The sequence below is a fragment of the Arenicella sp. 4NH20-0111 genome (assembly GCF_040366405.1).
Classification (GTDB): Bacteria; Pseudomonadota; Gammaproteobacteria; order Arenicellales; family Arenicellaceae; genus Arenicella.
In genome coordinates this window covers 42,718-54,928 of sequence record NZ_BAABWF010000013.1, presented here as the reverse complement: position 1 = coordinate 54,928, position 12,211 = coordinate 42,718, and the positions used below count along the sequence as shown (strand labels likewise).

Sequence of the window (12,211 nt, the reverse complement as noted above, 5' to 3'; positions counted from 1 at the left end):
GAGTTTGGAAACGTCCGTCGTCAATACTTTCGGCGGATTTAATTTAGAGAAATAGTATGGCTAATTTTATAGTAGAAGCTGAAGTAAGAACCGGTTCTGGTACGGCTGCCTCACGTCGCGCGCGACGCAATGGTCAAGTCCCAGTTGTGGTCTATGGCGGTGGAGAAGATGAGCAATATCTTTTGGTTGATCACAATAAGATCTCACACCAATTAGACGTTGAAGCTTTCCATTCCGCATTAGTACAATTAAAAGTAGATGGAGATTTGCAGCGCGCAATTTTGCGTGATGTGCAAATGCATCCCTTTAAGTCACAGGTAATGCACTTAGACTTTCAACGTGTAAGTCGTAAAGACACAATTACCATGACGGTTCCTTTCCACTTTGTCGGTGAAGATGACGCGCCTGGTGTTAAAACTGAAGGCGGAATCATGAGTCACAACATGGTTTCTGTAGACGTTTCATGTTTGGGTAGCGATCTGCCGGAATACATCGAGGTTGATTGTTCTGAGTTAGGTAAAAGTGAGTCTGTTCATCTAGGTCAGGTTAAATTACCTGAAGGCGTTGAGCTGTCGGCTTCGTACCAAGAACAAGATCTTGAATTGCCAGTGGCTTCTGTGTTGATTCCGAAGGGCCCAAGCGCCTCGTCAGAAGATGATTCTGAAGAAGGCGATGCAGCTGCTGAAGAAGGCGCGTCTCAAGAGTAAGCTATATGCAGTCTATGCCTATAAAAATGATTGTCGGTCTCGGCAATCCAGGCGACAAGTATACGAAGACCCGGCATAACGCCGGGTTTTTGTTTTTAGACCGATTGCTCGAGCAAACAGGTGGCTCTCTTAAAGCCGATAAGCATTGTTTTGGCAGATCGGTGAAAACCTTTATTGCTGAGCAAGAAGTCAGATTGCTTGCCCCTGACACATTCATGAATTTAAGTGGCAAGGCGGTTATTGCTGCTTGTCATTATTACAAAATAGGGTTGGGTGAGATTTTAGTCGCCCATGACGAGTTAGATCTTGACCCTGGTGTCGCCCGGTTAAAGCTCGGAGGCGGGCATGGTGGTAATAATGGACTCAGAGATATTGTGCAGAAAGGCGCTAGTAAAGATTTTGCACGCCTTCGCTTAGGCATCGGACACCCTGGCGTTGGGCGCGATGTGTCTGGGTACGTGCTGAAGCCTGCGAACAAATCAGATCAGTTGCGAATCGACGACGCTATTGCTGAGAGTCTACGTGTCATTGATCTGGTTGTTAAGGGAGAATTCCCTCGCGCAATGAACGAATTACATACAAATTTAAGTAAATAGGTTAGGCAGAACGACTGCCTGAAAGAAGAGGATAATATGGGATTTAAATGCGGCATTGTTGGGCTACCAAACGTTGGTAAGTCTACGCTATTTAACGCTTTGACCAATTCGGGAATTCAGGCGGAAAACTACCCTTTTTGCACTATCGAACCAAACGTGGGAATGGTTGAAGTTCCCGATCCGCGGTTGCATCGTTTGACCGAATTAGCCGATCCTAATAAAACCATTCCTGCGACGATGGAATTTGTTGATATAGCCGGGTTAGTAGAAGGCGCGTCGAAGGGTGAGGGCCTAGGAAATCAATTTTTAGCAAACATCAGAGAAGTTGACGCGATAGCTCATGTGGTGCGTTGCTTCAATGATGACAATGTTATTCACGTATCTGGAAAAGTTGATCCTGCTTCTGACATCGAAGTGATTCACACAGAATTGGGTTTGGCAGACCTTGATACGGTGGATAAAGCCATCGAGCGTGCAGCGAAGCGTTCTAAGTCTGGTGACAAGGAGCAAATCGCACTGAAAGCGGTGTTAGAGAGAGTATCTGCTCATCTAAATGAAGGCGAACCCGTTCGCTCTTTGGGGCTAGATGAAGACGATTACGACAAAATCAAACACCTGTGTTTGATGACGGCAAAGCCAACCATGTACATAGCTAACGTGGATGAAGCTGGGTTTGAAAACAATCCGCATTTAGACACCGTTAATGCAATAGCAGAGAGTGAGGGCGCGGGTGTTGTTGTGATTTGTGCTTCAATAGAGTCTGAGATTGCCGAATTGGATGATGGCGAGAAAGTAGAGTTCTTAGCTGAAATAGGTCAGGAAGAACCTGGGTTAGACCGCGTGATTCGAGCAGGTTATGAACTGCTTGGATTACAAACCTATTTTACAGCGGGCAAAACTGAAGTTCGCGCTTGGACGATACGAAAAGGCGATACAGCACCAAAAGCCGCCGGCGTCATCCATACAGATTTTGAGCGTGGGTTTATCCGAGCTGAGACCACGGCCTTTGCTGATTACGATCAATACCAAGGTGAGCAGGGGGCAAAGGAAGCTGGAAAGTTCCGTTTGGAGGGCAAAGACTACGTAATGCAGGATGGCGATGTCGTCCATTTTCGCTTTAACGTCTAGTGTGGTTTTGACGGTGCGATGAGCGGATCTTGCTTCGTCATCGCATTCCTCTTTCACATCCTTGTTTCTTGGTCTATGCTCAGTGTGCAGCGCCTTCAGTTTTTGAAGATGGCCTACTCATAGTTTAGTTTATTGATAAAGCGATTGTTCGGAGTTGTGTTGTCTTAGGGAATCGTTTTTCGGTTGCATTCTTTGTTGCTTGGCTGGTTTTAAATTCATGTAGGTCGCTTGTATCTACTAATAATTATAAATCACTGGGAAACAATTCAATTATGCAAAACACCGACCTTCAGGCGTTGTTCGCCGAACCAATATTTAGAGCTGATATATCGAATTCCATTAGTCCTGAACAGATAGAGTTCATTAAAAAACTAAAGATGAACCGAAATCAAACGAACTTGATTTCCGAAAACTTGTATCTGTTTGACGCCCCTGAGTTGGCGAGTGTGAAAGCCGCTGTTCAAGGAGCCTTGGATCACTATGCGCATGAGGTAATGGGGATTAAGCAAGCGTTGGAAATTACACAGTCTTGGTCGCTAATCAACGAGCCTGGCGTTGGTATGCACAGTCACTCTCATTCAAACTCTATCGTCTCTGGTTCACTGTATTTTTGCAATATGCCGGAACCGCCTGCAAAAATGGTGTTTGAGAGGCATTCAACTTATCAGCAACTCCAACTATTGCCGGAGGCTGACAAGCGAAACCTATACAACACGCAAATAAATGTCGTTGAACCGCGAACTGGTGAAGTCGTACTTTTTTCGTCAAGGCTACAGCACTTCGTGGAGAGTAATACTTCACCTCAACCGAGGTTTTCCATCGCTTTTAACTCCTTTGTTAAAGGCAAGCTGGGCAATTACCGAGATGTTTCTGAGCTGAGTATCGCCTAGCTATCGAAGCTTGGGTATTTTTAATGAATAGAATTTTAATAGGATGGACAAAATGGCGTTAGTCAATTCCGTGGAAATGGCTCCAAACGGGCCGCATTTTTCAGAGTTTGTGCAGGGTTACTGGCGGATGAATGATTGGCGTCGAACGGTCCAAGAGCACTTAACGTTTCTTAAGCAACATGTGGCTCTTGGCATTACAACGGTTGATCATGCGCATGTTTACGGTCAGGCTCCGAGTTGCGAAGAGCTCTTTGGACGGGTTTTAAAGTTGGACCCGGGTATGAGAGCAAACATTCAGATCGTTTCAAAGTGTGGTATCGAACTGGTTGACGAAGACAGCGTTCAAGTTAATCATTACGATAGTACTCCCCGAGCGATTGAAAATTCAGTGGATCTCTCATTATCTCGACTTGGGGTCGACCAGCTCGATGTTTTGTTGGTTCATCGACCTGATTGGTTAATGGACGTTGACGCGATTGGTGAGTGTTTTAAAAACCTAACTAAAAGTGGAAAAGTTTCTCATTTTGGAGTCTCTAATTTCACGTCAAGTCAATTTGATTTGCTTCAGTCTCGAATTGATCAGCGTCTGGTCACAAATCAAGTTGAGATTAATCCGGTAAATTTTAAGGTTGTGGATGATGGCACTCTGGATCAATTACAACAATACAGAGTTAGACCCATGGCCTGGTCTTGTTTGGCTGGAGGCAGAATTTTTAACGAAGACTCTGATAGGATGAGCCGGCTCCGTACTTGTTTGCTCGAAGTTGCTGCTGAGCATGGTGAATATTCCTTGGAGCAGGTGGTTTTTGCGTGGATTCGCAAATTGCCATCTAGGCCTGTGGCCATATTGGGCAGTGGAAATATCGATCGCGTAAAATCGTCCCTTGATTCCTCTCATCTACAGTTGAACCAGGAGCAGTGGTACCGAATTTGGGTGGCTTCTTCAGGGGTAAACGTACCCTAATGTCGTTGCCGTTTATTTTTTAACAAATTCTTTCATTTTATTATCAATTTCTGACTCAATTTTTTATAATGTCGCGACCTAGGTTTGTTACAAGACTCCCAATAGAGGAAATATCATTGAAAAATATAATTAGTAGAAGAATTTTCGCTCTCGCCGCAGCTTTAGCTGCTTCGATAGCTGCCGGTAATGCGTTAGCGGCTTTTCCCGACGACCTTGATTCTGGGGTGGTGTTTATTGAGGATGGCGCGGTGCCTGGAACGGCCGATTTAGTCAGGAGTTTTGCTCAGACGTCTAACTTGGAAGCGAGCATAAGTGGCAGTACGGTAACGATGAATTACGATAAAAAGGATTCATGGCCGAAGGGGCGAGGTTCAATTGGTACGACGAACCTGAATTGCTGCGTTGCTAATGCATGGGCATTTATTAAGGTGGGTGATACCTGGTACGGCGGAACCTGGGAGTTCCTACGTAACGGTCAAACTGTTAAGCAGCGTTCTGCGCTTCGTGGTTCATCGCATTTGAAGTTTGCGCCTTTGTCGAACTATACCGTTCGAGAAGGAGACGTAATTGGCTTAATGGTTGCTGGTATCACTAGAAACGGACTGCAATTTAACAATGTTCGTGAACGAACTAACATTGTTTTTTATAAAGTTGGCCAAGGAGAAGTAGATCCAAGCGAACTGGGTTTTGGAGAGCCAACGCCAACAACTCCTGAGCCATCAGAAAGCAAAGTTTCCATTGCGCCGATTCTCGAATTGTTAAGAGAAGACGAAAATTAAGAGTTGAGTTTTGATTTGTAAAAAAGAGGTGCTCTGCACCTCTTTTTTTATGGTCTGAGGTAATGCCAATGCGGACAAAGAGGATGAAAAACGTTAAAAGCAGCTTTTCGCTCTTAGTATTCTTATTGACAGTTAGTTGCGTTGTTAACTTATCTCAGGCGCAAATTCGAGTTGCTGTAGCCAGTAACTTTGCTAAAACTGCTCAAGAGCTGTCTCATGCGTTTTCCGAGCAAGGTAATGTAGAACCTATTTTACTCATTGGTTCAACGGGGAAGCATGCAGCGCAAATCGCTAGGGGGCTGCCCGTGGATTTATTCATGGCAGCCGATCAACAACGCCCTCAATACATAGAGAGCATCGGCCTAGCAGTTGACAATTCAAGAATTACCTACGCGATTGGTCGGCTGGCATTTTGGGTGCCAGGCGGTTCCAAAAAACCTAATAGCACACTCAGTGTATTACTTTCTCAGCATAAGAAAATTGCGCTAGCAAACCCTAAATTGGCGCCCTATGGATTAGCTTCAGAACAATCAATTGAGTACGTGATGGCCCAGGGTGAGGCGACAACAAAGAGGGAACCGGAGCGACTGATGGGAGAAAACATCGGACAAACTTTCCAGTTTTTGAATACGGGTAACGTTGAAGCAGGTTTTATTGCATTTTCACAGGTCGAGGGCATTCCTGACGATCAGCTGGTTCTGGTTCCATCTAATCACCATGAGCCTATTGAGCAGCAGATGCTCATTCTTCGAGAATCTCAGGACGTACGCGGATTCTATGAATTTGTTTTGAGTGAGTTAGGTAAAACCATCATTAGAAACAATGGTTACGAAACACGTTGATGATTTCCCCGTCTGATCTTGTTGCGCTTGGCACGACGTTGAAACTGGCTAGTCTCAGTACCGCCATTCTTGTTCTTGTCTGTCTCCCATTTTCATGGTGGCTTGCAACCACTCGTTGGCGATTTAAGTATCTAGTAGAGTCCATTATTGCGCTCCCTTTGGTTTTACCTCCCACGGTATTGGGTTTTTACTTATTAGTGTTATTTAGCCCTAATGGCTACCTTGGAGCTTTCATTAAATCGCTGACTGGCGAAGGCTTGGCGTTCAGTTTCACTGGGTTGGTTGTTGGGTCGGTTATCTATTCGTTGCCATTCGTTGTTCAGCCATTGCAAAATTCCTTTGCTGCGATTGGCCGGCGGCCATTGGAAGTCGCCGCTAGCCTTGGTGCATCGCCGTTTGATGCCTTTCGAAGTGTCGTACTTCCGATGGCAAAGCCCGGAATTCTGACCGCAACTGTATTAGGGTTTGCTCACACTGTTGGAGAGTTTGGAATAGTACTGATGATCGGCGGCAATATTCCTGGAGAAACAAGGGTGGCTTCAATCGCTATTTACGAACACGTAGAAACGTTAGAATACGGCAACGCGCATGCCTTATCGTTGTTGCTGTTGGGATTGTCTATGGCTTTGCTAATCTTGGTTTACGCCAACAATCGACGGGTCGGAGTGTTTCACTCATGAGCCTAAAGCTCGAAATTAATCTGGCTAATCAAGGCTTCGATAAGTGGATACGCATGACGGCACTGGCGCGGCAAGTGACCGGCGTTTTTGGTCCTTCTGGCTCAGGCAAGACCAGTTTATTGAGGGCCGTTGCTGGATTTGATAAACAGCCAAACGCACATGTTTGGTTTGACGGAGAACCGTGGCAGACAGACAAGCATTTCCTGCCAACTCACAAAAGAGAACTCGCGTTCGTTTTTCAAGAAGCCTCCTTGTTTAATCACCTGTCAGTTGAACAAAACCTAGATTTCGCACTTACAAGAGCCCGTCATCGTGGGCGTCAGATCATCGCTAAGAAGGATGCCATCGAATTATTAGGCATTGCCCCCTTGGTCGCTAGAGAGTGCCATGGTTTGTCTGGTGGTGAGCGTCAAAGGGTGGCGATTGCTCGGGCGTTGTGTTCACAGCCTAAGTTGTTGTTGATGGATGAACCTCTATCGGCGTTGGACTCAGCCGCTAAATCAGACATCTTACCTTGGTTAGAGTCGGTTTGTAGTGCTACCAAAATTCCAATTCTTTACGTCAGTCATTCAATCGATGAAATTGCCAGATTGTCTGATAGTTTGGTGTTACTTGATGCAGGCGGCGTACTGGCGCAAGGAAGTACTCGGAACATGCTTTCTAGGTTGGATTTGCCTCTCGCGAATCAACCGGAAGCCGCCAGCATAATACAGGGCGAAGTGGTGCGTCACGATGCGGATTACGGAATTACTTACTTAGCAACTAAGGCTGGCGAGTTGGCCCTGACAAACGCTAACGCTGTAAGCATAGGCCAGAGCGTAAGGGTTAAGTTAAGTGCGCGAGACATCAGTATTTCTCTTTCGGTTAACCATGATACAAGCATATTGAATTCAATAGAGGGTTCAATACTTGAGCTTAAAGATCACGGCAAGGCGCAGACGTTGGTGAAGGTGGTGGCTCACGGCGAGCTCATATTAGCGAGAATAACCAAGCTGTCTTCCGAGCTATTAAAACTAGAGCCTGGAATGGTTGTCTCTTTGCAAATCAAAAGCATTGCACTGCTATAGGGTATTGCGATGAGATTCACTCGATAAATGGGCGTCGGAGAATTCTACGCGTTAGCATGCGCTTTGATGTGGGCCAGCGCGGTCGTTTTATATAAGCACGTTGGTGACAGTCTAAGCTCCAATACACTGAATCTTGTTAAAAATGTGATTGGATTGAGTTTGTTAGCGCCCACAGCATTTTTAGTCGAGGGCCTTAAATTACCCTCTCTTGAGTGGGTTGATTGGGGCGTCATTATAGCCAGTGGTTACTTGGGAATCGCGGTTGCTGATACATTGTATCTTCAAGCACTAAGAGTCATCGGAGCGGGCCGAACGGCAATTGTGGCTAGCTTATACAGTCCGTTTGTAGTGCTTTTATCGATGATGTTTTTGGCCGAAACGTTATTTCTATGGCAGTGGTTTGGTTTTCTATTTGTATTAGCCGGAATATTGATCGTTGTGTACCAAAGACACAATGATGATCTGGATTCTACTAAGGCCCTAAAGGGCTCTTTGTTAGCGGCTGCTTCGGTGTTTTTGACGGCGGCGGGAGTGGTGGCCATGAAGCCAATACTTGTGAATGATGGGTTCTTTTGGATCGTGACCCTAAGGATGCTGGCTGGAGTCATTGGCATGTTAGTGTATTTGGTTTTACGCCAACGTGTGGTGCCCACATTTAACTCGGTGTTTTACGGTGAGCATCGATGGGGCGCCATCATTATTGCCAGTTGTTTTGGCTCGTATTTTGCACTGCTTTTTTGGTTGGGTGGGTTTAAATACGCCGACGCATCCGTGGCATCTGTGCTCAATGAGACTGCAAATATCTTCATAGTCATAATGGCGGCCGTTTTCTTGAAAGAGCCTTTAAGTAAAAGACGATTGTGCGGCGTGGGCCTGACGTTTCTAGGAGTATTGATTTTTCTTGGGGTTTTTGGATGAATTCGGTAACGGTTAAGACTTTTATTCTAACCATGGTTGCGCTTGTCGCCTTCGCCGGCAACTCGATGCTTTGTCGCCTGGCTCTTAAGACGATGTCGATAGACGCCGGGAGCTTTACACTGCTTCGACTTATCTCAGGTGCCGTTGCGCTAATATTCTTAACTCGACTGTTTAGAGAGAGTCGTCAAGATAGAGGTCGATCGATTAAATACAGTGATTCTGGAGGCTGGCTCGGAGGTTTCTCATTATTTGTATACGCGGCGTTTTTTTCTTACGCCTACGTGAGTCTGGATACGGCAACGGGCGCGCTAATTTTGTTTGGCAGTGTTCAGATTTCACTAATAGTGTATGGCATGGCAAAGGGAGAGAAATTGTCTCTCATCGAGGGGCTTGGTTTTCTTGTTTCATGCGCTGGGTTTGCGTATTTGTTGCTACCTGAACTTACTAAGCCTAGCTCAGTAGGGTTAGCATTGATGGTGGTTTCAGGCTGCGCTTGGGCGGTGTATACCGTGCAAGGTCAAGGTTCAAAATCTCCATTGAATGACTCAGCGTATAATTTTACGCGAGCGCTACCATTTTCTTTGTTGCTTTTTATCTTGATGGCGTTCGGTCTTTTAGGCGAGGTGACGTTGTCCTGGCGTGGTGTGCTGCTGGCTACTGCTTCTGGAGCCCTTACTTCCGGTATTGGGTACGCTGTGTGGTATTCAGCTTTGCGTTCATTGAGTACAACGGTTGCCGCCGTGAGTCAGTTGGCTGTGCCGGTGATTGCTGCGATATTGGCAATCATGTTTGTCGGAGAGGCAATAACCATTCGCTTATTGCTATCCAGCGTTGCCGTATTAGGCGGTATATCTATTGTGATCATGTCCAAGCGGAGTAATAAAATCAAATATGAGTAATAAAAGGATCAATTTTCAGAATAAGTTTTCTCTGTTCTCAGAGCAATGGGCTCCGCGCGTTATCGCCGAGCTCAATGATTATCAATTCAAGCTGGCGAAACTTGAAGGGGAGTTCGTGTGGCATAAACATGACCATACAGATGAGGCCTTTATTGTGTTGGAAGGGCAATTGAAAATCGAGTTGCGTGATGGATGTATTGAATTATCTGAAGGAGAAATGTACGTCGTACAAAAGGGTGTTGAACACAAACCAGTCGCTGAAGCGGAGGTGAAGGTAATGATTGTTGAGCCTAAGAACGTGATAAATACGGGGGACGCAGAGCAAGGAGAGCGGACAGCCCAGAATGATATTTGGGTGTGATTGAGGGGCAGTAAGACTTATCCGTTAAATGAGTGGTTTATCCTAGCGCTGAGAATTTGATCGAGGTGATAGATTGCTGCACTGAGCCCCTGGCAGGGTGGCCGAAATTAGAGTTGCTACAGAGAGGAAGGCGCTTGAGACAAGTAAGCAAGCCGTTAGGCCGTGTTCTTGGAAAACCCATCCGGAGAGTAACGTTCCCAGAAGGCGTCCGGCTGCGTTCGCCATGTAATAAAAACCGACATCAGTGGAGACCGCGTCAGCATCTGAAAAGTTCACAATCAGAAAGCTGTGTAAGGCCGAATTAACCGCAAACACAAATCCAAAAACAAACAATCCTAGAATCAATAAGTTAATTGGGTGAAAGTTACTGAACTGGGTGAAAGCAATTGCTGCCGGAATTGCTGACAATGCTAAAGCCCATCCCGTTGCGACAGTTCGATAGGACTTGCTTTTAATGCGAGTAAATTTTGGCGCTTGAGTTTGCACAATGCCGTAAAAAATAATCCAGCAAGCCAATAAGCTACCCACTTGCGAGTGTGACCAGTCTAGTTGTCTCGCCAAGAAAACGGGAAGCGCTATCACGAACCAAACATCGCGAGATGCGAATAGGAATAGCCTTGCCAGTGCTAAGCGGTTAATTGCTTTGGACTTTGAGAACAACTGTTTGAATTTTACTTTTTTCGAAGCTTTGCCTAGGTCTCGTTTTAAATAAAACAGACTGACTAGCCATACGAACATTAAAGAAAACGTCATTATTAAGATTGAGGCTTGGAATCCAAATTGGAACAATAGCGCGCCACCAAGGAAAAATCCGGCTCCCTTGAGTGTGTTTTTTGAGCCTGTTAAGGTAGCAATCCAGCGATATAACGCGTCTTGTTGCTCCTCTGGAACCAGCAGTTTAATCGCGCTCTTCGCGCTCATTTTGTTTAAGTCTTTAGCTACGCCTGAAAGTGCTTGAGCCGCCATAACCCATATGACAGTAAGAGCTGGAGTGGGCAGAGCAAGCATGAGAAGGGCCACTAATTGCAGGAACAAACCTACGTTCATGGTGCGGTTCAAACCGAATTTGGCGCCCAGCCAGCCACCTAGAAGGTTGGTGACAACGCCAAAAAACTCGTAAAAGACAAAAAGAGACGCTATTTCAAGTGGGCTATATCCTTGTTGATGAAAAAAGAGAATCACCATCATTCTTAGGGCGCCGTCGGTGAGCGTAAAAGCCCAATAGTTCGCGGTAATTAACAGGTATTGACGAACATTATGAGAAAGGTCGGTGAGTAACATGTTTGATCAAGCTAAAGCGTGCTAAACCAAATTAAAGGCTTTTAGCGACAACATCTCGAATTAATTCCATTGTGCGGTTTGAGTAGCCCCATTCGTTATCGTACCAAAGGTACAATTTTAGTTGGGATCCGTTGATCACCATGGTCGACAACGCGTCGACAATGCATGAGCGAGGGTCTGTTTTGTAATCAACTGACACGAGCGGCCGCTCTTCATAGCCAAGAATGCCATTCAATTCGCCCTCCGAAGCTTGCTTAAACAGTGCGTTGACTTCCTCGACAGTGGTTGACTGCTCAAGTTCGAATACACAATCAGTTAGCGATGCATTGGTTAAAGGCACGCGAACTGCGTGTCCGTTTAATTTGCCTTTAAGCTCGGGGAAAATTTCAGTAATAGCTGTTGCTGAGCCGGTTGTGGTCGGTACTAAGCTGGTCCCGCATGAGCGTGCTCTCCGTAAATCTTTGTGCGGGGCGTCGATGATTGTTTGTGTGTTGGTGATATCATGAATGGTGGTGATAGAGCCATGTTTGATGCCTAGATGTTCATGGATGATTTTCACCGCGGGGGCCAAGCAATTGGTGGTGCATGACGCGGCTGTCACAATAGCGTGTTTTTTCGGGTCATAATTAGACTCATTAACGCCCATGACAATGTTGAGCGCGCCTTGTTCCTTTACCGGCGCGCTAACGACTACGCGCTTAACCCCTTGATCAAGGTAAGGCTGAAGAGCCGAGAGTGTCTTGAACTTGCCAGAAGCTTCTAGCACGATATCGCAGTTCGACCAATCTGTTGCTTCGATGGTGCGGTTGTTGGTATAGCGAATTTGATGGTTGCCAATCACAAGACTGCCGTCAAGAGTGTCTGCACTATGATTAAAGCGACCATGAACTGAATCGAAATTCAGCAAGTGAGCCATCGTTTCAACGTTACCGGCCGGGTCATTGATCTGTACGAATTCCAGCTCATGTTCGTTCGCCCAAGAGTACAGTGCACGCAGGCTCAATCTTCCGATTCGCCCAAAGCCATTTAATCCAATCTTAATCGTCATCGTATTTAGACCTATCTCTAAGAAAGTGAATTATAGCGATTTGCAACCAAA

General features: G+C 45.8%; 14 protein-coding genes. 12 read left to right on the top strand and 2 right to left on the bottom strand.

Translation table 11 applies throughout. The annotated features are described in order from the left end of the window. Nucleotides 1-56 precede the first annotated feature (56 nt). The 12 genes from ABWW54_RS18725 (at nucleotide 57) to ABWW54_RS18670 (ending at nucleotide 9,831) form a co-directional block, all read left to right on the top strand. Entirely contained in the window at nucleotides 57-707 is a 651-nt protein-coding gene (locus tag ABWW54_RS18725; protein ID WP_353414569.1) for a 50S ribosomal protein L25/general stress protein Ctc, read from the top strand. Nucleotides 708-721: 14 nt separating this feature from the next. Then, entirely contained in the window at nucleotides 722-1,303 is a 582-nt protein-coding gene (gene pth / locus ABWW54_RS18720; RefSeq protein WP_353414609.1) for an aminoacyl-tRNA hydrolase, read from the top strand. A gap of 36 nt (nucleotides 1,304-1,339) precedes the next feature. Beyond that, nucleotides 1,340-2,431 carry a redox-regulated ATPase YchF gene (gene ychF, locus ABWW54_RS18715; RefSeq protein WP_353414567.1) on the top strand — a complete coding sequence of 364 codons (1,092 nt, stop codon included), beginning with the start codon at nucleotides 1,340-1,342 and terminating at the stop codon, nucleotides 2,429-2,431. Nucleotides 2,432-2,703: 272 nt separating this feature from the next. Next, nucleotides 2,704-3,321, top strand: coding sequence for a TIGR02466 family protein (locus tag ABWW54_RS18710; protein ID WP_353414566.1), 618 nt, complete (start codon nucleotides 2,704-2,706; stop codon nucleotides 3,319-3,321). 52 nt (nucleotides 3,322-3,373) lie between these two features. Next, nucleotides 3,374-4,285 (top strand): aldo/keto reductase, encoded by a 912-nt coding sequence (locus ABWW54_RS18705; RefSeq protein WP_353414565.1) that lies wholly within the window; start codon nucleotides 3,374-3,376, stop codon nucleotides 4,283-4,285. 116 nt (nucleotides 4,286-4,401) lie between these two features. Beyond that, a complete protein-coding gene (locus ABWW54_RS18700; protein ID WP_353414563.1) occupies nucleotides 4,402-5,064 on the top strand; it encodes a hypothetical protein in 663 nt (220 codons plus the stop codon). A gap of 83 nt (nucleotides 5,065-5,147) precedes the next feature. Beyond that, nucleotides 5,148-5,906 (top strand): molybdate ABC transporter substrate-binding protein, encoded by a 759-nt coding sequence (gene modA / locus ABWW54_RS18695; RefSeq protein ID WP_353414562.1) that lies wholly within the window; start codon nucleotides 5,148-5,150, stop codon nucleotides 5,904-5,906. Next, nucleotides 5,906-6,586 carry a molybdate ABC transporter permease subunit gene (gene modB, locus ABWW54_RS18690; protein ID WP_353414560.1) on the top strand — a complete coding sequence of 227 codons (681 nt, stop codon included), beginning with the start codon at nucleotides 5,906-5,908 and terminating at the stop codon, nucleotides 6,584-6,586. Before modA ends, modB begins: the two co-directional genes overlap by 1 nt. Then, nucleotides 6,583-7,653, top strand: coding sequence for a molybdenum ABC transporter ATP-binding protein (modC, locus tag ABWW54_RS18685; protein WP_353414558.1), 1,071 nt, complete (start codon nucleotides 6,583-6,585; stop codon nucleotides 7,651-7,653). The genes modB and modC overlap by 4 nt, the downstream gene beginning before the upstream one ends. Nucleotides 7,654-7,680: 27 nt before the next feature. Continuing rightward, nucleotides 7,681-8,571: a DMT family transporter gene (locus ABWW54_RS18680; protein ID WP_353414556.1), complete on the top strand. Its 891-nt coding sequence runs from the start codon at nucleotides 7,681-7,683 to the stop codon at nucleotides 8,569-8,571. After that, nucleotides 8,568-9,470: a DMT family transporter gene (locus ABWW54_RS18675; RefSeq protein ID WP_353414554.1), complete on the top strand. Its 903-nt coding sequence runs from the start codon at nucleotides 8,568-8,570 to the stop codon at nucleotides 9,468-9,470. Before ABWW54_RS18680 ends, ABWW54_RS18675 begins: the two co-directional genes overlap by 4 nt. Further along, a complete protein-coding gene (locus tag ABWW54_RS18670; RefSeq protein ID WP_353414552.1) occupies nucleotides 9,463-9,831 on the top strand; it encodes a cupin domain-containing protein in 369 nt (122 codons plus the stop codon). The genes ABWW54_RS18675 and ABWW54_RS18670 overlap by 8 nt, the downstream gene beginning before the upstream one ends. 42 nt (nucleotides 9,832-9,873) lie before the next feature. Here the strand turns inward: ABWW54_RS18670 and arsJ are convergent, their stop codons facing one another. Further along, nucleotides 9,874-11,112: an organoarsenical effux MFS transporter ArsJ gene (gene arsJ / locus ABWW54_RS18665; RefSeq protein WP_353414551.1), complete on the bottom strand. Its 1,239-nt coding sequence runs from the start codon at nucleotides 11,110-11,112 to the stop codon at nucleotides 9,874-9,876. A gap of 31 nt (nucleotides 11,113-11,143) precedes the next feature. Beyond that, nucleotides 11,144-12,160, bottom strand: coding sequence for an ArsJ-associated glyceraldehyde-3-phosphate dehydrogenase (locus tag ABWW54_RS18660; protein WP_353414549.1), 1,017 nt, complete (start codon nucleotides 12,158-12,160; stop codon nucleotides 11,144-11,146). Nucleotides 12,161-12,211 lie beyond the last annotated feature (51 nt).